We start from the raw sequence: 19,921 nt of genomic DNA, 5'->3' as shown, positions 1-19,921 counted from the left end.
CCCGTTCGAAGCCCTGACCGGCGGGGCCGCGGCGAGGTTGCGCGGCCCGCCCGATTCTTTGGAAGGCGGCGGTTGCCAGCCCATCTGGCCGGCGCGCACCGGCGTGGGCCTACTTCTCGGCTTCCACCAAGCGGAGCATCCACCGTTCCAACTCCATGGCTCTCCCTACTTTTGCCCATGCCACCTTTCCACCTTCTGCTATGAGCACCCTGATTCAGTTCGTTGCCAACTACGACGACCTTTCGACCGACAAAGGCTTCCAGTTCAAGTTTCACTGCGACCGGTGCCACAACGGCTACATGTCGCGGTTTCAGCCCAACGCCATCGGCATTGCGGGGAGCCTGCTGCAGGCGGCCGGTAGCCTGTTTGGCGGACTTGGCGGGGCCGAAAACGCCGCGTACCACATTCAGCGCGCGGTGGGCGGCAAGGCCCACGACGCGGCCCTCGAAACGGCCGTGGCCGAGGGCAAGCAGCAGTTCAAGCAGTGCACCCGCTGCGGCCACTGGGTGTGCCCCGATGCCTGCTGGAACCACAGCGCCGGCCTCTGCGAAACCTGCGCCCCCGACGAGCAGGAGGAACTGCGCGCCCACCAGGCCCAGGCCGCCCAGGAGCAGATTCGCGAGAAAACCCGCGCCCAGGACTACACCCAGCACCTCGACTTTCTGAACCGCGACGCCCTGCTGCAATGCCCCAATTGCCAGGCCAAGCTCACGGCCGACCAAAAATTTTGCGGCAGCTGCGGCACGCCCACCCCCGCCGCCAACACCCAGGCCCGCCACTGCACCGGCTGCGGCGAAGCCCTGAAACCCGAGCAAAAGTTTTGCGCCGAGTGCGGCACCAAAAATTAGGTTATGGCCACTGTTAAGCCCATTCTCCGCATTTTTGATTACGACAAAGCCCTGGAGTTTTACCTCAATTGGCTGGGCTTTCGCATCGATTGGGAACACCGGCCGGCGGGCAGCCCGGCCTACCTGCAGGTGACGCGCGCCGACATCACCCTGCACCTTTCCGAGCACCACGGCGACGCCTCGCCCGGGGCGCGGGTGTTTATCGACGATTTTGAGCACCTGGCCTCCTTCCACAAGCAGCTGCTGGCCCAGCCCTACATGTACAACCGCCCCAGCCTGGAAACGCCGTTCTACGACCCTACGGCCCTGGAAATGACGGTGGTTGACCCGTTCAGCAACCGCCTCATTTTTGTGGAGCGCGGCTAAGCCCCGGCGCAAACACCGCCGCACTGCCCGCCGTTGCGTAAGCCCCTATTCTACCCTGCCGCCGACTCACCCTGCCGGAGCATTGCCGGCTTTGCCACGCCATGATGCCAGACCTGCCCCCGTCCGCGCTGCCGCCCGGCCTCCCCCCTGCGGAAGACCTGCTGCGCGTGCTGCTCGACATTTCGACGAGCGGCGTGCTGCTGCTGCGGCCGCTCTACGATGCCGCCGGTTCCGGCACCATCGTCGACCTGGCCGTGGTGCACATCAACGCCACCGCCCAGCGCCTGCTGCGGGTGCCCTCGGGCTCGGCCGAGTCGTTTCTGGGGCTGTACCCCACGGCCGAAGTCGCCGGCGTGTTTCAGTTCTACCGCGACGCCTTTCTCTCGGGGCAGGTGGCGCGCCGCCAAAACAACTACCAGCACGACGGCCTCGACGGCTACTACGTGCTGGTGGCCCAGCGCCTGGGCGACGTGCTGGTGGTGAGCTTCGAAGACACCAGCGCCCAGCTGCGCACTTCTGCCGAGCAGGAGCTGCGCGCCAGCCAGGCCCGCGAGCTGGAGGCCCGCGCCGCGGCCGAGCGCGAGCGCAACGTGCTGCAGGCGGTGCTCATGCAGGCGCCGGTGGCCTTTGCGCTGTTTCAGGGGCCGGAGCTGCGCATCACGGCGGCCAACCCAGAGGTGTGCACCATCTGGCAACGCTCGCCGGAGCAATTGCTTGGCCAGCCCCTGCTCGACGCCTTGCCCGAGCTGCGCGGCCAAGGCTTCGACGAGCTGCTGCGCCAGGTGATGACCACGCGGGAGCCGGTGACGGGCCGCGAGACCCCGGCCCAGCTCCTGCGCGACGGGCAGGTGCAAACCACGTATTATGATTTTGTGTACCAGCCGCTGCTGGGGCCGCGCGGCGAGGTGCTGGGCGTGGTCGACATTGCCGTGGAAATCACGGAGCAGGTGCGCGCCCGCCAGCGCGTGCAGGAGCTGAACGAGGAGCTGGCCGCCATCAACGAGGAGCTGCGGGCCAGCAACGACGAGTTTTTGACGTCCAACACCGAGCTGGCCCGGTCGCAGCAGGCCCTCTTCGACCTCAACCAGGAGCTGGAGGCCCGCGTGGCCGCGCGCACCCGCGAGGTGCAGCAGCAGCAAGCCCTGCTGCGCCAGATTCTGGAGCAGGTGCCGGCTTCCATTGCCACCATGGCCGGCCCGGACCACCGCTACACCTTCTTCAACCAGCCCTACCAGCAGCTTTCGGGAGACCGGACTCAGCTGGGGCTCACCGTGGCGCAGGCGTTTCCGGAGGTAGTGTCGCAGGGCTTCGTGGCCCTGCTCGACCAGGTGTATGCCACGGGGCAGCCGTTTGTGGGCAAGGAAATGGCCGCCGAGCTGTTCAATCCGGCTACCGGACGCACGAAGCAGATTTACGTCGATTTCGTGTACCAACCGCTGCACGACGAGCGGGGGCGCACCACCGGCATTCTGGCCTTTATCGTCGATTCGACCGATAAGATGCGCGCCCGCCAGGCCACCGAGGACACGGCCCAGCGCCTGCGCCTGCTCACCGATGCCCTGCCCGTGCTCATTGCCTACGTCGACCGCGAGCGGCGCTACCAGTTCGCCAACCACGCCTACCGCACCTGGTTCAACCGCGACCCGGCCCTGCTGCTGGGCCGGCCCGTGCGGGAAGTGGTGGGCGAGGAGGCATACGCCGCCACCGAAGCCTACATGACCCGCGCCCTGGCCGGCGAGCGCCTTTCTTTCGAGGTCCGAATGCCTTACCGCAAAGACTTCGTGCGGCACATCCGCACCGACTACATCCCCGACGTGCACCGCGGCGAAGTGCTGGGCTTTTACTCCCTGGTGACGGACGTGACCGAGCAAGTGCAGGCCCACCAGCAGGTGCAGGAGCTGAACGAGGAGTTGGCCGCCATCAACGAAGAAATGCTGGCCGCCAACGACGAGCTCCGCGACACCAACGACCGCCTCAGCCACGCCAACGTGGACCTCGACACCTTCGTGTACACGGCCTCGCACGACTTGCGCGCGCCCATTGCCAACATCGAAGGCCTGCTGCTGGCCCTGGAAGAGCAGCTGCCCCCCCCCGTGCGGCACGACGCCGACGTGACCCACCTGCTCAGCCTCATGCACGCGTCGGTGGCCCGTTTCCAGCGCACGCTGGTGCACCTCACCGACGTGAGCAAGCTGCAGCTGGCCCACGCCGAGCCCGCCGAAGCCGTGGACCTGGCCGCCCTGGCCGAGGCCGTGCGCCAGGACCTGGCCCCCGCCCTAGCCGCCACCGGCGGCCAGCTCCGCGTGGACGTGAGCGCCTGCCCCACCGTGCGCTTCTCGCCCAAAAACCTGCGCAGCATCCTCTACAACCTGCTCTCCAACGCCGTGAAGTACCACCGGCCCGGCCACCCGCCGGAAGTGACGCTGCACGCCACCTGCCCCAATGGCCAAGTGCTGCTGGAAGTGCAGGACAACGGCCTGGGCCTCAGCGACGAGGAGCAGGCCAAGCTGTTTGTGATGTTTCGGCGCCTGCACACCCACGTGCCGGGCACCGGCGTGGGCCTCTATATGGTGAAGCGCATGGCCGAAAACGCCGGCGGCACCGTGCGCGTGCACAGCCAGCCCGGCCAGGGCTCCACGTTCACGGTGGTGCTGCCCAATTCGACCTGAACCCGGCCGCGTGCCCTTGCGTAGGTGGGAGCTATGCCCACCCTTTCCAGCGTGCTGCTGGTCGATGACGACGCGACCAATAACTTCCTCAACGAACGCCTGCTCAAGCGCCACGACGTGGCCGAGCGCATTCTGGTAGCCGAAAACGGGCAGCAGGCGCTGGCCGTGCTGCAGCAGTCGGGGGCCGGGCCCCAGCCCCACTATCCCTCCCTCATTCTGCTCGACATCCAGATGCCGGTGATGAACGGCATCGAGTTTTTGGAAGCGTTTCAGCGGCTGCCGCCGGCCCAGCGCCACGCCACCACCGTGGTAGTGCTCACTACCTCCATGGACGCCCGCGACCTCACCCGCCTCGACGGCCTGCCCGCGGCCGGCCGCATCAACAAACCCCTGACCCAGGAAAAACTAGACACCGTGCTACGACTACACTTCCAGCGCCAGCGCGCCTGCTGATAGTTACTACCCAAGCCGTAAAAAAAGCCCCGTCAATAGCTGGCGGGGCTTTTTCACGGCTCATGATGCCCTATGCTGCTTATCAAACCACAAGCCGCTGCATAGTGGTTTCGGCAAATGCGCGCGGGCAGCGCGGCGCCTAGGGGTTCGTCATCTGCCCCATAAACAGGATGCTGCCGGTGGATTTTTCGCGGATGAGGAACAGGAAGGGCCGGTCCACAAACGTGGGCTGGGGCAAAGAAGTCACCACAATCCCTACCGAGGTAACGGCCGCCGCCTCGGTGCCTTCTTCGTTCACGTCGAGAAAGGTTTTGTGCTTCACCTCGCTGATGGCCAGGCCGCTGGAGCCGCCGGCCAGCATGCGGCCAAAGTTGGCTTGGCCCGAAAAGGCCACGCCCATACCCAGTTGCGTAAGCATGGCGTTGAGCTTCTGCTCGTAGGCCAGCTGGAACTTGGGCAGCCGCAGCTCCAGGCCGGTCGAGTCGGTGGCGGCCAGCCAGGCGTTCAGTTGGGAGTTGGTGAGGCGACTGGCTACGTTGGCCAGCGTGTTCTGTCCCTGCGGCACCACGAGCGTCATGCTGAAGCGCCGGTTGCCATAAGGCAGGTCTACCACCAGCTGCTGGGCGTCGCGGTAGCGGCGGTAGCGGCCGGTGGTCAGGCTCATGAAGCTCTTGGTGGCCGATGTGCCGTTTTCGTAGAAAAAAGGCCCGGGGCGCGTGTTCTGCGGGTCGAAGCGGTACGTCCAGGCGCCTTTGAAGTAGAGCGCGTTGATGAGGTACATCACGTCGTTGGGGTCGGTGCCGTCGAGGATGCGAGTGATTTTGCCCCGGGTCTGGGTGTTCACCCAGTTATTGATGAGGGCGGTGGTGGCCGGCGCCCCGAAGGCCACGGGCTGCACCGTGGCCCCGAAATACTGCTGGTTGGTTTGCACAAACGGCGCCTGCAGCTGGTACTGCTGCCCCACCCAAATGGAGTTGCCGGTGGTGAAAGTCACCTTGGGGTCGAGCCCGCCCAGCAGCGCAAACAGGCTTTGGAAGGCCTCGTTGATTTGGAGGTCGGTGAGCGGCTGGAAGCCCAGCGTTTGCTTCATGGCGGCCTTGGTGGTGCCGTCGGCCCCGTTGTAGGCCATGGTGAGGGCCGCCGAAATGCTCAAGGGCGAGATGCAGATGTTGTCGGCCGGCGCGGCGGCGCGCAACGCGCCAAAGGCTTGGAAGGCGAAATCGTTGGCGCTGGTCACGGTGTTGCGCTCGGCACCGGTGAGCGGCCGCACGGGCGTGGCCTCGGGTGCAGCCGGGTCGGGCGCGGCCACATCATGCTTCTGACAGGACGAAAACAGCAGCCCCCCGGCCAGCAGGCCCAGCAGGGCCGGTTTTGCAGAAAATGTTAACATAATGCAGTAGGGTAAAGTGGCAAACCTATTCGGGGCCGGGCGCGGCCTCCTTCCGGGTTTCTGACCGGCAACGCCGCCGCCCGGTTGCACGGCGGCCAGCGGACGGCGGCGGAGCCCGCGCTATTCTGCTCCTAGACGGCGCGCCAAGCGCCCGTAACAATCATTTTAACTCCTGAATATTTTTTTTCTGACGGGCTGTAACGTTTGCCACTTGCGGCGGTATCCACTTTTGAAAGCGCCCTCCTCCCCTCGTTTTGCACCGCTCGGCCCACTTCGCACGCTCCTCAGGCAACCTTTTTCTTTCGTTCGCATCTTCTGTACAGTGCGCCCTACCGATGGCCTGCCAGTCCGGCCACCCCGCTTCAGTTACCCTAAGAACGCCCGACCGCCACAGCAATCAAAATTATTTCAAAAATTTTGTCGCTGATAATCAACCAGTAAAGGAATTACATTCACAAATTTCGCACATCCATGATAACAGTACCTTGCTTTACAAAGTACCTACCATACATTTGTACTGTTCGTCGCCCAGTACTGTAACACGCGCCACTCTCCTTCGCCTGCCGCCCCGCCTTTTTTCTGCAAAAAATTCACCCTCACCTTTTTTCTGTAAGTACCATGAACCGTTTCCTCTCCCTCCGCCCCGCCCAGCAACTGACTGGCGCCACCACCTCCACCCGCGCTCAGCGCCTGGCCTCGGCCCCGATGTTGCGGGCCCTGCTCCTGGGCGGCCTGGCCGTATTGGGCACCGCCGGCACCGCCTTGGCCCAAGATGCCCCCGCCGTGAAAGCCAAGCAAGCCGACGCGCAGTGCCTGTCCTTCACCGTGGAAAATCCCAAGCTGGAAAAAGTGCGCATGGATGTGCTGTGCCTGACGCACAACACCTTCCTGGTGAGCGAAGTAAACCGCCAGGCCTCCTACGGCAGCAAGCTCAACTTTGCCGGCGTGCCGGCCGGTAAGTATGCCGTGCTGCTGCGCGTGGGCCGCGAGCGGTACCGCTACAACGTGCAGGTGCAAAAAGGCCCGCAAACCACCATCTCGGTGCCCGAGCTGACGCCTGCCCAAGCTCCGGCAGCCATTGCCTCGGTGACCCGCTAACCGCCCCAGCCAGCGCGGTGGGCCTGGCGACGAGGCCCACCGCTACATGACTCGGCCCCCGATGGACGCCCGTGCCCCGCACGGCGCCACCGGGGGCCGAGTCGTTTTGGTGCCCGCCTACGCGGCCGCGGCCAGGGGGCGCTTGCGGCTGTACCGGTCGCGGTACGCCACCGGCGACACGCCCGTGATGCGCTTAAACAGCGTGCGAAACGCCTTGGTGTCGGTGTAGCCCACCGAATACATCACCTCGCTCACGTTGTCCTGCGACGATTCGAGGCTCATTTTGGCAGCTTCAATCTTCACGCGCTGCACGTATTCGGCCACGGCGTTGCCGGTGGCTTTGCGAAAGCGCCGCTCAAAGTTGCGGCGGCTCAGGCAGCACAGGGCGGCCAGGTCGTCGATGGTAATTTTGCCGGCCAGGTTCTTTTCTATGAACTCCTGGGCCTTTTTGATGGGCTCGTCGTCGTGCCCCTTCTGGCCCTGGAAAATGACGAACGGCGACTGGCTCTGGCGCCCGATGTCAATCTGAAACACTTTGGCGCAGCACACGGCCACGTCGCGGCTCACGTGCTTTTCGATGAGGTAGAGCACCAGGTTGAGGTAGGAATAGGCCCCGCCGCTGCTGTACAGGCCCTGCTCGTCGGTGATGACCTGCTCGGGCACGAGGTGCACCCGCGGGTACATGGCCGCGAACTGCGGGGCGCCGAGCCAGTGCGTCGCGCACTTTTTGCCGTCCATCAGGCCCGTGGCGGCCAGAATGAACGCGCCCAGGCACAGGCTGGCCACTTCGGCCCCGGCGCGGTGCTGGCGCACTATCCAGGGCAGAAACTCTTGGTTGAGCGCCACGGCCTCGGCCAGGTCGCCGTGCGGGGCGGGAACGAGGATGAGGTCGGTGCGGAATTCTTCGTCGAGCAGGCGGTCGGCGCGCAGGGTGAACAGGCCGCGGTTGAAGGCCTTGTGCCGGGTGAGGCCCACCAGCTCCACCTCGAAAGCAGGCGGCTGGCCCATGCTGGCCAGCAGGTCGTTCACCTGGCACAGCACCTTGTGCGGCCCCTCAATGCTACCCACCACGGCCTCGCCGACGGGCACCAGTATGGATACGTGCTTCATGACCCAAATGTAGGCACAAGCCTGGCGCATTCGGCCCCCTATTTGGGCGCAATCCCCCCTGTTGCCAGCCCAATTTTGCTAATACCTTTGCTAAATCAGTTAGAAATACTAAAACAATTTTCTTCACCCCCAAAAATTCTCACTATGCAACCCCGCACCACCGCCCGCCTCTACTGGGGCCTCACCATTCTTTTCTGCCTGATGATGCTGGCCGACGGCGTCGCCGGCTTGCTGCACGAGCAAAACGGCGTGGTCGCCATGAAGCAGCTCGGCTACCCCGTCTACCTCATGGACATCACCGGCGCGGCCAAAATCCTGGGCGCGCTGGCCCTGCTCCAACACAAGTACCGCGCGCTAAAGGAATGGGCCTATGCCGGCTTTGCCATCGACTTTATGGGCGCGGGCGCCTCGGTGCTGTTTGCGGGCATGGGCGTGGCGGCCGCTGTTCCGGCTGCGGTGATGCTGGCCGTGCTGCTCGGTATGTATTTCCTGTGGAAGCAGTATCTGGCCGGCCGGGCGCGGCGGACCGCGGCCGCCGCACCAGCCGAGGCGGCCAGCCCTGCCTATGCCATTTAGCCTTTGCCGGACTTTTCAACCGCTCATCTTTTCCTTTCACCTCTTTCCCCTGCCACGCTCATGGCCTCGTTAAACCCCCATCTCGCATTTCCCAACGGCACGTGCCGCGAAGCCCTTACTTTCTATCACAGCTGCCTTGGCGGCGAGCTCAACCTGATGCGCGTCGGCGATACGGCCATGGCCGGGCACCTGCCCGCCGAAGCCCAGGACCAGATTATGCACGGCTCCCTCACCGCTGGCCCGCTCGTGCTCATGGCCTGCGACGCCCTGGATACGCGCCGCCCGTTTGCGCCCGGCAACACCATTGCCATGTGCCTGAACTGCGACAGCGAGGCGGAACTCAACGCCCTGTTCGCCAAGCTGGGCGAGGGCGGCACCGTCGTCGACCCGCTGGCGGATATGTTTTGGGGTGGTAAGTTCGGGACGCTCATCGACCGGTTCGGCACGGAGTGGATGTTCAATTTGTGGAACTGCCCCGGCGAGTAGCCGCCTTCACCAACATCTTATGTGCAAAGTAGTTGCTGCCGAATACCTCACCCTGGACGGGGTGATGGAAAACCCGGCCTGGACCGCCCCTTACTTCAACGACGAGCTGGGCGAGTTTCAGGGCGAACTCATGCAGGCCGCCGATGCCCTGCTGCTGGGCCGCGTGACCTATGAGGCCTTCGCCGGGGCCTGGCCCAACATGCCCGACGCCCCCGGCGCCGCCCTCATGAACCGCCTGCCCAAGCACGTGGCCTCGCGCACGCTTCAAACCGCCGAGTGGAACGCCGAAATCATTCAGGGCGACGTGGCCGCGGCCGTGGCCAAACTGAAAGAGGAGCCCGGCCAGAACCTGTTGATTTACGGGAGCGGGCAGCTGGTGGAATACCTGCGCCAGCACCAGTTGATTGATACCTACCGCCTCATGGTGTTCCCACTGGTGCGAGGCACCGGCAAGCGCCTGTTCACCGCCGAAATCGGCTCGGAGTTCACGCTAAAATCGTCGCACACCACCCGCACCGGCGTGCTCGTCCTCACCTACGAACGGGCCACGGCCTGACATCTCCCATCTCAATGAACCTGAAACTAGAGCTCATTCCCGTGCCCGTCGCCGACATCGACCGCGCCAAGCACTTCTACGCCGAGCATGTGGGCTTCCGGCTCGACCACGACGTGCGGCCGGGCGGCCCGGTGCGCGTGGTGCAGCTCACGCCACCCGGCTCGGGCTGCTCCATTGTCCTGAGCGAGGGCCTGGCGGGCATCGCCATGGCGCCCGGCTCGCTGCGGGGCCTGCACCTGGTGGTCGATAACATTGAAGAGGCCCGCGCCGCGCTGGCCGGCCGCGGCGTGGCCCTGGGTGCCATTCAGGACCTGGGCGGCATCAAATATTCCGGGTTTCAAGACCCCGACGGCAATACCTGGACGCTGCAGGAAATTAGCGGGCAACAGTAGCGAGGTCTTCATCGAAGCTGCCTGTCTCCGGGGCAGGCAGCTTCGCAAAGCAGGGACAGCACACCGTATGAAAGGCCGGGGCGAAGCAATACGATGCTTCGCCCCGGCCTTTCTGCTTTTGAAGACTAATTGTCTTAGCTACAGCCCCTTGTTTACGCTGCAAGTTCTTCTGCTTTACGCTCTAGCTCGGCCATTCGCTCATCGAACAGGGCCGGTGTGACCTCCAACAGGACCTTAAAAAAGACCTGCACGACTTGGCAGTGGCGAAGGCGATGACTATCCGAGCCTGCAACAAAACAAAAGCTTCCGCGCCGAAACAGCCAATTACAAAACCAGCCGGAAGAGGGCAAGGCCGCGCGCGCCATCACCGATTACTCCAGGCTGAGCACTCCGCTGCCCAAATGGGACAGCGCGTGCCTACCCTCAAGTCTGCCATTAATGAGAAAACCAGCTGAAAGCCTCAAAGCCCGCGCGACGGTGAGCATCGCCCTCCACAAGCCAATGACGCTGGCAAACGAGGGAAGAATTCAACGCATTAAAAACAAATAGTTGGCTACGGTGACTAGACCAAACGGGCCAAACCGGCGTTGGAATCGGCCGAATACTCCTACCTTTAAGCTGCCCTGTATACGCCCATGACCGAACTTTTACAAGCCGCTGTCTCTCCGCCTAATCTGGTCGCCACGGGGCTGCTGGTTTTTGTGTTGCTCTACTGGCTCACGGTGATAGTGGGTTTGCTCGACATGAAAACGGTGGACCTCGATTTGGACGACCACGGCCACTTCCACCACCCCGGCGATTTTCACCCCGAAGCGGCCAATAGCAGCTGGCTTAATGGCGCCCTGGCCTTTTTCAACCTGGGCCGCATCCCGCTGATGGTGTTCCTCAGCTTCGTGTTTTTGCCGCTTTGGGTGGGCAGCATACTGGTCAATTACTACACCGAAAACACTTCCTGGCTGTTAGGAGTGGGCTTCTTGCTGCCCTTGTTCGTCGGCGTTTGTTTGTGGCCAAGGTTCTCACCCTGCCTTTCGTGAAGCTATTCACGGCGCTGGAAAAGGACCACGACTCCGACGTGGTGGTCATTGGCAAGGTGTGTACCGTGCTGCTGCCGGCCACTTCCAGCCACTTGGGCCAGGCCTCGGTGCGCATCGACGGGGCCCCGCTCATGCTGAACGTGCGCAGCACCGGCACGCCGCTGACGAAGGGCGACACCGGCTTGGTTATCGACTTCGACGCAACGCGGCGCTGCTACGTGGTCGAACCTTACCAAGTGCAGTAACCTGGCTTTCCCCTACAACCATTTCAACGCACCCATCACCTACCTTATTCCACCACTCCTACTCCCATGCTAGCTTCCCTTTCCTGGGCCGTTCTGATTATCGTCGGCCTGTTTCTCCTTGGCTTTTTGGCGGTCATCGCCAAGATGTACAAGAAAGCCGTGCAGGGCGAGGCCCTGCTGCGCACCGGCATGGGCGATGCCAAGGTTTCCTTCTCGGGCATCATCGTGGTGCCCATTCTCCACAAACTGGAGGTGATGGATATTAAGCTGAAAACCATCGTCATTTCGCGGGCCGGCTCCGAAGGGCTGGTGTGCAAAGACAACCTGCGGGCCGACGTGAAAGTGAATTTCTTCATCCGCGTCAATAAAACGCACGACGACGTGGTGAACGTGGCCCAAAGCATCGGCGCGCACCGCGCCTCCGACCCGCTGGCGCTGGAAAGCTTGTTCGACGCCAAGTTTTCCGAAGCCCTGAAAACCGTGGGCAAGCACTTCGATTTCATCGAACTCTATAACTCCCGCGAACAGTTCAAGCAGGAGATTCTGCGCATCATCGGCACTGATTTGAACGGGTACGTGCTGGATGACTGCGCCATTGATTACCTGGAGCAAACCCCGCTGACCTCGCTGAACCAGGACAACATTCTCGACGCGGAAGGCATCAAGAAAATTATTGCCCTGACGTCGGAACAGAAAATTCAGGCCAATCAAATTCAGCGCGACCAGCAGAAAACCATCAAGAAGCAGGACGTGGAAGCGCAGGAAACCATTCTGCAGCTCGAAAAGCAACTGGCCGAAAACCAGGAAAAGCAGTACCGCGAAATTGCCAACATCAAGGCCCGCGAAGCCGCCGAAACCGAAAAGGTGCGCCAGGAGGAGCGCATGAAGGGCGAGAAAGCCCGCATCATGGCCGACGAGGAAATTAAGATTTCGGAGCAGAACCGCGACCGGCAAATTTTGGTGGCCGAGCGCAACAAGCAGCGCACCGACGCCGTGGAAACCGAGCGCGTGGAGCAGGCCCGTTCCTTGGAAATCAACGAGCGGGAGCGCATCGTGGCCCTGGCCCAGATTGAAAAGGAGAAAGCCCTGGAAGAAGAGCGCAAAAACATTCAGGGCATCATTCGGGAGCGCATTACGGTGGAGAAAGCCACGGTAATTGAAGAGGAGCGCATCAAGGACACCCGCGCCCAGGCCCAGGCCGACCGCGAAAAGCTGGTGGCCGTGACCAAAGCCCGGCAGGAAACCGAGCAGTCGACCATCGCCCTGGTGGGCACGGCCGAGATGGAAAAGCAAGCTGCCGAGTTCCGCGCCAAGCAAGCCCTCATAGATGCCGAAGCCGAAAAAGCCGCGGCCGAGCACCGCTCACAAGCCGTGCGCATCATGGCCGAAGCCGAGGCCAGCAAAGCCAGCGCCGTGGGCCTGGCCGAAGCCCAGGTGATGCAAGCCAAGGCCGCCGCCCGCCAGAAGGAAGGCGAGTCGGAAGCCAACGTAATGCAGCTCACGGCCACAGCCGAGGCGCAGTCCATCCAAGTGCGCGCCACGGCCCAGGCCGAAGCCGACGAAAAGCTGGGCGTGGTAGCCGCCAAAGTAAACCTGGAAAAAGGCTTGGCCGAAGCCAGCGTCATCGAAGCCAAAGCCGACGCCGACCAGAAGCGCGGCTTGGCCGAAGTGACCGTGAACGAGCAGCGCTTCGCGGTAGAAGCCAAGGGCATCGAAGCCAAGGCCGACGCCATGAAAAAGCTCGACGGCGTGGGCAAAGACCACGAAGAGTTCAAGCTGCGCCTCGATAAGGACAAGGCCGTGGAATTGGCCCAAATCAACATTCAGAAAGACATTGCCGGTGCCCAGGCTGGAGTCATTTCGGAAGCCCTCAAATCGGCCAAAATCGACATCGTGGGCGGCGAAACCATGTTCTTCGACCAAATTATCGGCTCCATTACCAAGGGCAAAATGGTGGACCGCGCCGTGCACAATTCCGAAGTACTGGGCACGGTGAAAGACGCCTTTTTTGGCCACGATGGCGGGGGAGACTTCAAAACCAACCTGCGCCGCTTCGTGGACCAGTTCGGCCTTAATAGCGAGGACATGAAGAACCTTAGTGTCTCGGCGCTGCTGCTGCAAATGATGAACAAGGCCGGCGACGATGCCACCCGCAACACCATCACGCAGCTGACGAGCACGGCCAAGGCTTTGGGCATTGGCGACAAGCCGGTGAAGACGCTGAATTTGGCGTAAGCTGAATCAGCACAACATCAGCCCGTCCTGCGCATCTGGCGTCCGCTTGTCGAAGCGTCTCCACGGCGAAGAGCAACCAGATTTACTATCGCGGTAGAGATGCGTTGGCTGCGCTCAGCGTGACACGTTTTTAGGCCATTCTTTCTGGCCCGTCCCCACAACTTCCCGCATTGCCCTGGCACCCCTGCTATGGAACCAACTACCGCGCCCTCGCCGGACGTCAAATTAGAAGGCGGCACCTACGAAATCCTACGCAACCGCCTCCAAAAAAGCGGGGCCGAATTGAAGACGCGCATCGACAAGCTGAACGCCGAGCGCAAGACCGTTTTCGGGGCCATCGACACCAAGCTGATTGGAACGGGCCGCATCAGCACGGAGCACAATTGCGTGCCGTGGGACATGGTGCCGGTGGGCCACCGTTTTCTCTTCGGTTTCAACGTCGTTATCGGGCTGAAAACGGAGGTGGAATTATCCGATGTTTTCGGGGCCTATTCCTACGCCAATCATGAGTTTACCCCGCTCCCGTTAGACTTAATTTCCAACGCCCAATTCGCGGAGGAATTTCGGAATTTATACCGCTACTACAAGAACACGCAATTTGTCAAATTCGCGGTGCTCGGCAGTCATTTGTTTATGGTGTTTCGGGTGGGCAAAAGCGCCAACGACATCAAGACGTTTAAGTGGCTACTGCAGGGCGATGCGCTCACGTACATCGACAACCGCAGCGACCACGAATACGTGTTTCCACCACAGCACGAATTTGCCTGGAAACGCACCACGCGCGACATGCAGCGCTCGGGCAAACACCCGCACATTAGCATCGAGGACAAGGTTTTTGTTGAAACCATCCACGGCGACCTCACCATCAAGGTGGAAAACAACACAACTACCGGGCGCGGCATCTACGCCGAACCGGTGCTTGACAAAGACCAGACGCTGGATGATTCGGAGATTTATTACGCGGTAGTTGGCAACATTATTCTGCTGAAAATCCGGCCGTATCAGGAGCAGGATTACCGGTATTTACTGTATAATTCCAAGCTGCAAACTGCCCAGCGACTGGATGCGCTGGCCGAGGCTTGCGTGTTATTGCCGGACAACCAGGGCCTGATTTTTCCGCACGGTTTCTACCTGCAAACCGGCGAGGGCAAGCTGTTTGAAAAAGGGTTGCGCGACATGCTGTTTGAGAAGCGAATTGTGTCGCCAAACGGGGAGGATTTTCTGTACGTTTTTTACAACAAGGACAACGGCGTCTACCTGCTGCTTTCCTACAACATCATCGCGCAGCGGGTCGACAACCCCATCAGCTGCCACGGCTACGCGCTGTTTGAAAACGGCGAGCTGTGCTACTTCCGCAAAGACGACGACCCCAAGAAGCACCACGCGGTGCAGATTTGGCAGACGCCCTATGTCGCGCCCGATTTTGAGCTGCCCGTCACTTCCGGCTCCTACCTCTACAAGCTGGGCAACAAGGAGATAGTGCGCGCCATGGCCGAAGCGCAGGAAGTGCTGACGCTGCTGGGCAAAGACGACAGCTACGCCGGCCTCTACCTGGATTTAATTCGCCTCACGGGCACGCTCACCGACACGTATCACTGGCTGCGCGAGCCGGCCGCCCAGGCGCTGGCCGAGCCGTTGCGCAACATTCAGCAGGCCGCCAACGCGGCCGTGGAAGAGTTCGACAAGGTGCTGAGCATCCGCAAAAGCACGGGGGCCGAAACCCAGCGCGTGCTGGCCAAAGCCGACGAGCTAACCGGCCGCATCAAGCGCACCACGGCCACGGATGTGAACGAATACGTGCAGCTGCTGGCGGAACTGCGCGGCGTGCGCGGTGAAGTGATTTCCCTCAAAGAACTGCGCTACGTGGAGCTGCCCACCGTGGAAAAAGCCGCCTCTGAGCTGGAGCAAACCAGCAAGGACGTAGCCGGCCAAACGGTGGAATTCCTGCTGAAAGATGACGCGCTGAAGCCCTACACCGTGCGCGTGCAGGCCATCGCCGAGGCCATCGAACAAGTGCAGAAAGTGGCCGAGGCCAACGAGCAGGAAAAGCAGGCCAGTGCGGTATCGGGCGAGCTGGAACTGCTGATTGAAGTGGTGAGCAACCTGCCGATGGAAGACCCCACGCAGACCACGCGCATCATCGACAACATCTCGACCATTTACGCCAGCTTCAACCAGATTCGGGCGGCGCTGAAGCGGCGCCGACAGGCGCTGGCCGGCACCGAAGCGCAGGCTGAATTTACGGCTCAAATCAAGCTGCTCGACCAGGCGTTGGTGAATTACCTCGACCTGTGCGACGCGCCCGCCAAGTGCGACGAATACAGCACCAAGCTCATGGTGCAGCTCGAAGAGCTGGAAGGCAAATTCCCGGACTTCGACCAGTTCATAAGCCAGCTGGCGGGTAAGCGCGAGGAAGTATCGGAGGCGTTTGAGTCGCGCAAGGTGAGCCTGGTGGAGGCCCGCAACCAGCGCGCCTCGGCCCTGCTGCAATCGGCGGAGCGCATCCTGAAAGCGGTGCAAAACCGGCTCGGGCGCTTTGAAACCGTGGCCGACATCAACGGGTATTTCGCCTCCGACATGATGGTGGAAAAGGTGCGCCAGACCGTGCAGGACCTCCTCACCCTCGGCGACCCCGTGAAGGCCGACGACATCCAGAGCCGCCTCAAAACGGTGAAGGAAGATGCCGTGCGCCAGCTCAAGGACCGCGCCGAGTTGTTCACTGATGGGGGCCAGGCCCTGAAATTCGGTCCCTACACCTTCACCGTGAACACCCAGCCGCTGGAGCTGACGGCCGTGCTGCGCGACGGCGACCTGCACTACCACCTCACCGGCACCAACTTCTTTCAGAAAATAACCGACCCCGCCGTGCTGGCCGCCCGCGCTGTGTGGGACCAAACCGTGGTGTCGGAAAACGCCGACGTGTACCGCGCCGAGTACCTGGCTTGGCTGCTGTTGCAAGCGGCCCAGCACCCTGCGCCCGCCCAGGATGGCCTGCCCGCGGTGCTCTCGTTGGCCGAGCTGTCGCACCTCACCGTGGCCGAGCTGACCGCCCACATGCAGCAGTTTATGGCCCCGCGCTACGCCGAAGGCTACCTCAAAGGCGTGCACGACCACGACGCGGCCCTGCTGCTCGAAGCCCTGGTGCGCCTCACCCGCACCGCCGATTTGCTGCGCTACTCCACCCAGACCCGGGCCGCGGCGGCGCTCTACTGGCACGGCTTCACGGGGCGCAAGAAAAAGGCCGCCTGGCAACACCAGCTGCAAGGCATCGGCGTGCTGCTGCAGGTGTTTCCCGACTCGCGGGAGTTCGAGAATCTGAAAGGCGAGTTGCAGCTGGCCATCGAGGAGTTTGCAACGGGCACGGGCTTGTTTTCGGCGGCGCACCTGGCGGAAGCAGGCGACTATTTATTCTTTGAGTTAACCCGCGGCGAAACCTTCGTCATTGCGGCCGAGGCGGCGGAATTGCATCAGCTGTTTCGGCAGTCGCTGAAGGAGCGGAATGCTACGGAGCAATACGAGGCTTCGGTGGCGCTGCTGGCCGACCAGCCGGCGGCGCAGTTTCAACTGGTGCGGCAATGGCTGCAGTCGTTTTTACACCAGTTGCCCGCAGGCCATTTGTCTGAATTTCGCGATGAGTGCGCGGTGTTGCTGCTCACTTCGTTCGACGCCGCCCGCATCGTTCGCACGCCCTTGCGCGAGACGCTGACGGGCCTGCAAGGCTCGCACGCCCGCATTCACGAGCGGAACTATCAGCTGTATTTTCCGGAATTTCGGCGGCGCCTGCACCACTACGCCACCACGGTGGTGCCACTGTTTGAGGCTTTCGCGACGCTGAAAAAAGAACTGGCGGCTCGCTTCGCCGAGGAATTGCGGCTGGCGGAGTTTCGGCCCCGGGTTCTGTCCTCTTTCGTGCGCAACAAGCTGATTGACGAGGTATACCTGCCGCTCATTGGGGCCAACCTAGCCAAGCAAATCGGTACGGCGGGGGCCGACAAGCGCACCGACCTCATGGGCCTGTTGCTGCTGGTGTCGCCGCCCGGCTACGGCAAAACCACGCTCATGGAGTACGTGGCCAACCGCCTGGGGCTGATTTTCATGAAAATCAACGGCCCCGCCATTGGCCACGCCGTGACCAGCGTGGACCCCGCCCAGGCGCCCAACTCTGGCGCCCGCGAGGAACTGCTGAAGCTGAACCTGGCCTTCGAGATGGGCGACAACGTGATGATTTATCTTGATGACATTCAGCACTGCAACCCTGAGTTTCTGCAGAAATTCATCTCCCTGTGCGACGCCCAGCGCAAGATTGAGGGCGTGTACCAAGGCCGCGCCCGCACCTACGACTTTCGCGGGCGCAAGGTGGCCGTGGTGATGGCCGGCAACCCCTACACCGAATCGGGCGAGCAGTTCCGCATTCCCGACATGCTGGCCAACCGCGCCGACATCTACAACCTCGGCGACATCATCGGCGACACGGCGGCCACCTTCCTACTCAGCTACCTCGAAAACGCCCTCGTGGCCAACCCCGTCCTCAGCCGCCTCGCCGCCAAAAGCCAGGCCGACGTGTACCCGCTCATCAAGCTGGCCGAAACCGGCGACAGCGCCGGCCTCGCCTTCGAAGCCAACCACTCGCCCGAGGAAATCAACGAATACGTGGCCGTGCTGCAAAAGCTGCTACGCATCCGCGACGTGGTGGCCCGCGTGAACGAAGAGTACATCCGCTCGGCCGCCCAGGCCAACGAGTACCGCACCGAGCCACCTTTTAAGCTGCAGGGCTCCTACCGCAACATGGCCAAGCTGGCCTCAACAGTGCGCCCCGTGATGAACGACGAGGAAGTGCGCGCCCTGCTGGCCACCCACTACGACAACGAGGCGCAGACCCTCACCAGCGGCACCGAAGCCAACCTGCTCAAGCTCCGCGAGCTGCTGGGCTGGCTGCAGGATTCGGAAGCGGAGCGTTGGCAGCAAATCAAAGCCACCTTTGTGCGCAACCTGCGCACCAGCAGCGGCGGGCAGCTGCAAAGCGTGCTCACGCAGCTGGAGAATATTGCCGGCGGGCTGGGCGGAATTCGGCAGGTACTGGAAAAAGGATAGCACAAGCGAGTCAACACATGAAACCAGTTGAGGTCATACTGGCAAAACGGGCACACCTAGCAAGGCTGGCTAACCAACAAGGAGCAGCCGGAGAGGCCCGCATGCTGGCCGCTGGTTCAGCGCAGTTTTGCTAGGCTACCAGTCGTTCGATGGCAAAGGCGCAATAGGTTGGTTCCCCTACCCTTCTTCGCCCTTTTTTAGAATGAAATGGCCAGGCTGGTGGTCAGGTTGCTGTAGCTTTGGTTACTCGGATTGTCGGGGCGGGCAAACAGGCCGTTTACGCCGTTCAGGTAGCGCCCTTCTGCCCGTAGCACCACGTTGGGAGCGGGCGCGTAGTCGAGATTGAGCGAGCCCCCGGCCACTCGAAAATCGGCATCGGTGGCTTCCGGCTTGATGCTTTGAATGAGCACGCCGCGCTCGGCGTAGTAGTACTCGCCACGCAGCGTGCCCGAAAGTTTTTCGGCCAGCCGGTACTTCACGAAAGCGGCCCCCGAATGCCAGGTATCGTAGCCGGGCCTAGCGCTTTGCTGCTTGCCCACGTCGAACACCAGCGCCAGGTTCAGCCGCTCGGCCGGGGCGTAGGTTACGTAGAAGTTGTGGAAATAGCGACGGGCCACGGTCGCGCCGTCGGGCTGCTCGTTGCCATAAAACGTGCTGCTGTTGACCAACACCTTCGCCGAGGGTTTCCACTGCAGCTGGGTGCCGAGAGCTTTGGCCTGGTTGGTTTCGCGGATGTTCTGCCAGCCGTTCAGCACTACGCCGGTCAGGATGAGCTTGGGGCTGAATTCGTAGCTGAAGCGCACACCGGACTCATAATAAGGCGAATTCTCGGCCATGATGGAGCGCGTCAGCGTCCAGTTATCCTTCGAGATGGCCGACTCGAACCCAATGTGCGAGCCGAAGATGCCCGCATCCAGCCATGCACTGGCAAAGGGCCGAAAGCCGGCGTAGGCTTCGTACACGTGCCGCAGCACCACGTCCTCGTTGGCGTAGTTGGCACTCACGTAGGTGCCGGCGTGTAGGCCCAGCGCACCGCGCACCTTGCCGTCGTCGTAGCGCACCCCAAGCAGCGCCTGGTTGATGGCAAACTCGTTTTGGCGGTTGTGCGAGTACAGAAAAAACTGCCGCTCATTGCCGTTGGCGTACTTGAGGTCGTAGCCGTAATAGGCATCTACAAAGCCGTAGGTGGTCAGCGGGCTGGGGGCGGGCTCTGCCAGAGTTGCGGTGGGCGCTACCGCCAGGCCGGGACCTGTGGCAGGCGGAGTCTGGGCCACGGCCACGGTAGTGGCAAAAGACGCCAGAACAGACAATAAAGCGTTTCTCATAGAATACGGCCGCTACAAGGCAGCCACGGGGCAAAAAATAAGCCGCG

At 62.2% G+C, this 19,921-nt stretch carries 16 protein-coding genes; 13 read left to right on the top strand and 3 right to left on the bottom strand.

Going from position 1 to position 19,921, the window contains the following annotated elements; genetic code table 11:
* Positions 1-200 precede the first annotated feature (200 nt).
* The 4 genes from JAO73_RS17210 to JAO73_RS17195 all read left to right on the top strand — a co-directional run bounded on the left by JAO73_RS17210 (position 201) and on the right by JAO73_RS17195 (position 4,336).
* Complete coding sequence (locus JAO73_RS17210) at positions 201-848, top strand: zinc ribbon domain-containing protein (RefSeq protein ID WP_198978376.1); 648 nt, start codon at positions 201-203, stop codon at positions 846-848.
* A gap of 3 nt (positions 849-851) precedes the next feature.
* Entirely contained in the window at positions 852-1,214 is a 363-nt protein-coding gene (locus JAO73_RS17205; RefSeq protein WP_198978375.1) for a glyoxalase superfamily protein, read from the top strand.
* Positions 1,215-1,315: 101 nt separating this feature from the next.
* The gene (locus tag JAO73_RS17200) at positions 1,316-3,883 is read left to right on the top strand and encodes a PAS domain-containing protein (protein ID WP_198978374.1); all 2,568 of its coding nucleotides are present in this window, start codon (positions 1,316-1,318) and stop codon (positions 3,881-3,883) included.
* 33 nt (positions 3,884-3,916) lie between these two features.
* Positions 3,917-4,336, top strand: a complete 420-nt coding sequence (locus tag JAO73_RS17195) for a response regulator (protein ID WP_190922869.1) — start codon at positions 3,917-3,919, stop codon at positions 4,334-4,336.
* A 139-nt stretch (positions 4,337-4,475) separates the two neighbouring features.
* Here JAO73_RS17195 and JAO73_RS17190 read toward each other — a convergent pair whose 3' ends face one another.
* Positions 4,476-5,726, bottom strand: a complete 1,251-nt coding sequence (locus JAO73_RS17190; protein WP_198978373.1) for a serpin family protein — start codon at positions 5,724-5,726, stop codon at positions 4,476-4,478.
* A gap of 618 nt (positions 5,727-6,344) precedes the next feature.
* Between JAO73_RS17190 and JAO73_RS17185 the strand changes: the two genes are divergently transcribed.
* Positions 6,345-6,824, top strand: a complete 480-nt coding sequence (locus JAO73_RS17185) for a hypothetical protein (protein WP_198978372.1) — start codon at positions 6,345-6,347, stop codon at positions 6,822-6,824.
* A 117-nt stretch (positions 6,825-6,941) separates the two neighbouring features.
* Here the strand turns inward: JAO73_RS17185 and JAO73_RS17180 are convergent, their stop codons facing one another.
* Positions 6,942-7,934, bottom strand: coding sequence for a GlxA family transcriptional regulator (locus tag JAO73_RS17180; protein WP_198978371.1), 993 nt, complete (start codon positions 7,932-7,934; stop codon positions 6,942-6,944).
* A 144-nt stretch (positions 7,935-8,078) separates the two neighbouring features.
* Here JAO73_RS17180 and JAO73_RS17175 point away from each other — a divergent pair, with 144 nt between their 5' ends.
* From JAO73_RS17175 to JAO73_RS17140, 8 genes are all read left to right on the top strand, one after another.
* Positions 8,079-8,510 (top strand): DoxX family protein, encoded by a 432-nt coding sequence (locus tag JAO73_RS17175; protein ID WP_198978370.1) that lies wholly within the window; start codon positions 8,079-8,081, stop codon positions 8,508-8,510.
* A gap of 60 nt (positions 8,511-8,570) precedes the next feature.
* Positions 8,571-8,996 carry a VOC family protein gene (locus JAO73_RS17170; protein ID WP_198978369.1) on the top strand — a complete coding sequence of 142 codons (426 nt, stop codon included), beginning with the start codon at positions 8,571-8,573 and terminating at the stop codon, positions 8,994-8,996.
* A gap of 19 nt (positions 8,997-9,015) precedes the next feature.
* Positions 9,016-9,552 carry a dihydrofolate reductase family protein gene (locus JAO73_RS17165; protein WP_198978368.1) on the top strand — a complete coding sequence of 179 codons (537 nt, stop codon included), beginning with the start codon at positions 9,016-9,018 and terminating at the stop codon, positions 9,550-9,552.
* A gap of 14 nt (positions 9,553-9,566) precedes the next feature.
* Complete coding sequence (locus JAO73_RS17160; protein ID WP_198978367.1) at positions 9,567-9,944, top strand: VOC family protein; 378 nt, start codon at positions 9,567-9,569, stop codon at positions 9,942-9,944.
* A gap of 635 nt (positions 9,945-10,579) precedes the next feature.
* On the top strand, positions 10,580-10,978 hold the full coding sequence (locus tag JAO73_RS17155; RefSeq protein ID WP_198978366.1) for a hypothetical protein: 399 nt from the start codon (positions 10,580-10,582) through the stop codon (positions 10,976-10,978).
* Positions 10,975-11,223: a hypothetical protein gene (locus JAO73_RS17150; protein WP_198978365.1), complete on the top strand. Its 249-nt coding sequence runs from the start codon at positions 10,975-10,977 to the stop codon at positions 11,221-11,223. The genes JAO73_RS17155 and JAO73_RS17150 overlap by 4 nt, the downstream gene beginning before the upstream one ends.
* Before the next feature lie 66 nt (positions 11,224-11,289).
* On the top strand, positions 11,290-13,458 hold the full coding sequence (locus JAO73_RS17145; RefSeq protein WP_198978364.1) for a flotillin family protein: 2,169 nt from the start codon (positions 11,290-11,292) through the stop codon (positions 13,456-13,458).
* Between the two features lie 189 nt (positions 13,459-13,647).
* The gene (locus JAO73_RS17140) at positions 13,648-18,549 is read left to right on the top strand and encodes a DNA repair ATPase (RefSeq protein ID WP_198978363.1); all 4,902 of its coding nucleotides are present in this window, start codon (positions 13,648-13,650) and stop codon (positions 18,547-18,549) included.
* 197 nt (positions 18,550-18,746) lie between these two features.
* On the opposite strand, the gene JAO73_RS17135 is transcribed toward JAO73_RS17140, so the two are convergent.
* Positions 18,747-19,874, bottom strand: a complete 1,128-nt coding sequence (locus JAO73_RS17135) for a porin (RefSeq protein WP_198978362.1) — start codon at positions 19,872-19,874, stop codon at positions 18,747-18,749.
* Positions 19,875-19,921: the final 47 nt, after the last annotated feature.

This window comes from Hymenobacter miniatus, assembly GCF_016427455.1.
GTDB lineage: Bacteria > Bacteroidota > Bacteroidia > Cytophagales > Hymenobacteraceae > Hymenobacter > Hymenobacter armeniacus.
Note: the sequence above shows the minus strand (reverse complement) of the source record. Positions and strands in the feature narration are given on the sequence as shown.

Coding starts and splice junctions, on each gene's coding strand:
- JAO73_RS17175 (WP_198978370.1), top strand. CDS start 8,079: ATGCAACCCCGCACCACCGCCCGCCTCTACTGGGGCCTCACCATTCTT.
- JAO73_RS17160 (WP_198978367.1), top strand. CDS start 9,567: ATGAACCTGAAACTAGAGCTCATTCCCGTGCCCGTCGCCGACATCGAC.
- JAO73_RS17145 (WP_198978364.1), top strand. CDS start 11,290: ATGCTAGCTTCCCTTTCCTGGGCCGTTCTGATTATCGTCGGCCTGTTT.
- JAO73_RS17190 (WP_198978373.1), bottom strand. CDS start 5,726: ATGTTAACATTTTCTGCAAAACCGGCCCTGCTGGGCCTGCTGGCCGGG.
- JAO73_RS17185 (WP_198978372.1), top strand. CDS start 6,345: ATGAACCGTTTCCTCTCCCTCCGCCCCGCCCAGCAACTGACTGGCGCC.
- JAO73_RS17210 (WP_198978376.1), top strand. CDS start 201: ATGAGCACCCTGATTCAGTTCGTTGCCAACTACGACGACCTTTCGACC.
- JAO73_RS17195 (WP_190922869.1), top strand. CDS start 3,917: ATGCCCACCCTTTCCAGCGTGCTGCTGGTCGATGACGACGCGACCAAT.
- JAO73_RS17140 (WP_198978363.1), top strand. CDS start 13,648: ATGGAACCAACTACCGCGCCCTCGCCGGACGTCAAATTAGAAGGCGGC.
- JAO73_RS17165 (WP_198978368.1), top strand. CDS start 9,016: ATGTGCAAAGTAGTTGCTGCCGAATACCTCACCCTGGACGGGGTGATG.
- JAO73_RS17200 (WP_198978374.1), top strand. CDS start 1,316: ATGATGCCAGACCTGCCCCCGTCCGCGCTGCCGCCCGGCCTCCCCCCT.
- JAO73_RS17170 (WP_198978369.1), top strand. CDS start 8,571: ATGGCCTCGTTAAACCCCCATCTCGCATTTCCCAACGGCACGTGCCGC.
- JAO73_RS17205 (WP_198978375.1), top strand. CDS start 852: ATGGCCACTGTTAAGCCCATTCTCCGCATTTTTGATTACGACAAAGCC.
- JAO73_RS17135 (WP_198978362.1), bottom strand. CDS start 19,874: ATGAGAAACGCTTTATTGTCTGTTCTGGCGTCTTTTGCCACTACCGTG.
- JAO73_RS17180 (WP_198978371.1), bottom strand. CDS start 7,934: ATGAAGCACGTATCCATACTGGTGCCCGTCGGCGAGGCCGTGGTGGGT.
- JAO73_RS17155 (WP_198978366.1), top strand. CDS start 10,580: ATGACCGAACTTTTACAAGCCGCTGTCTCTCCGCCTAATCTGGTCGCC.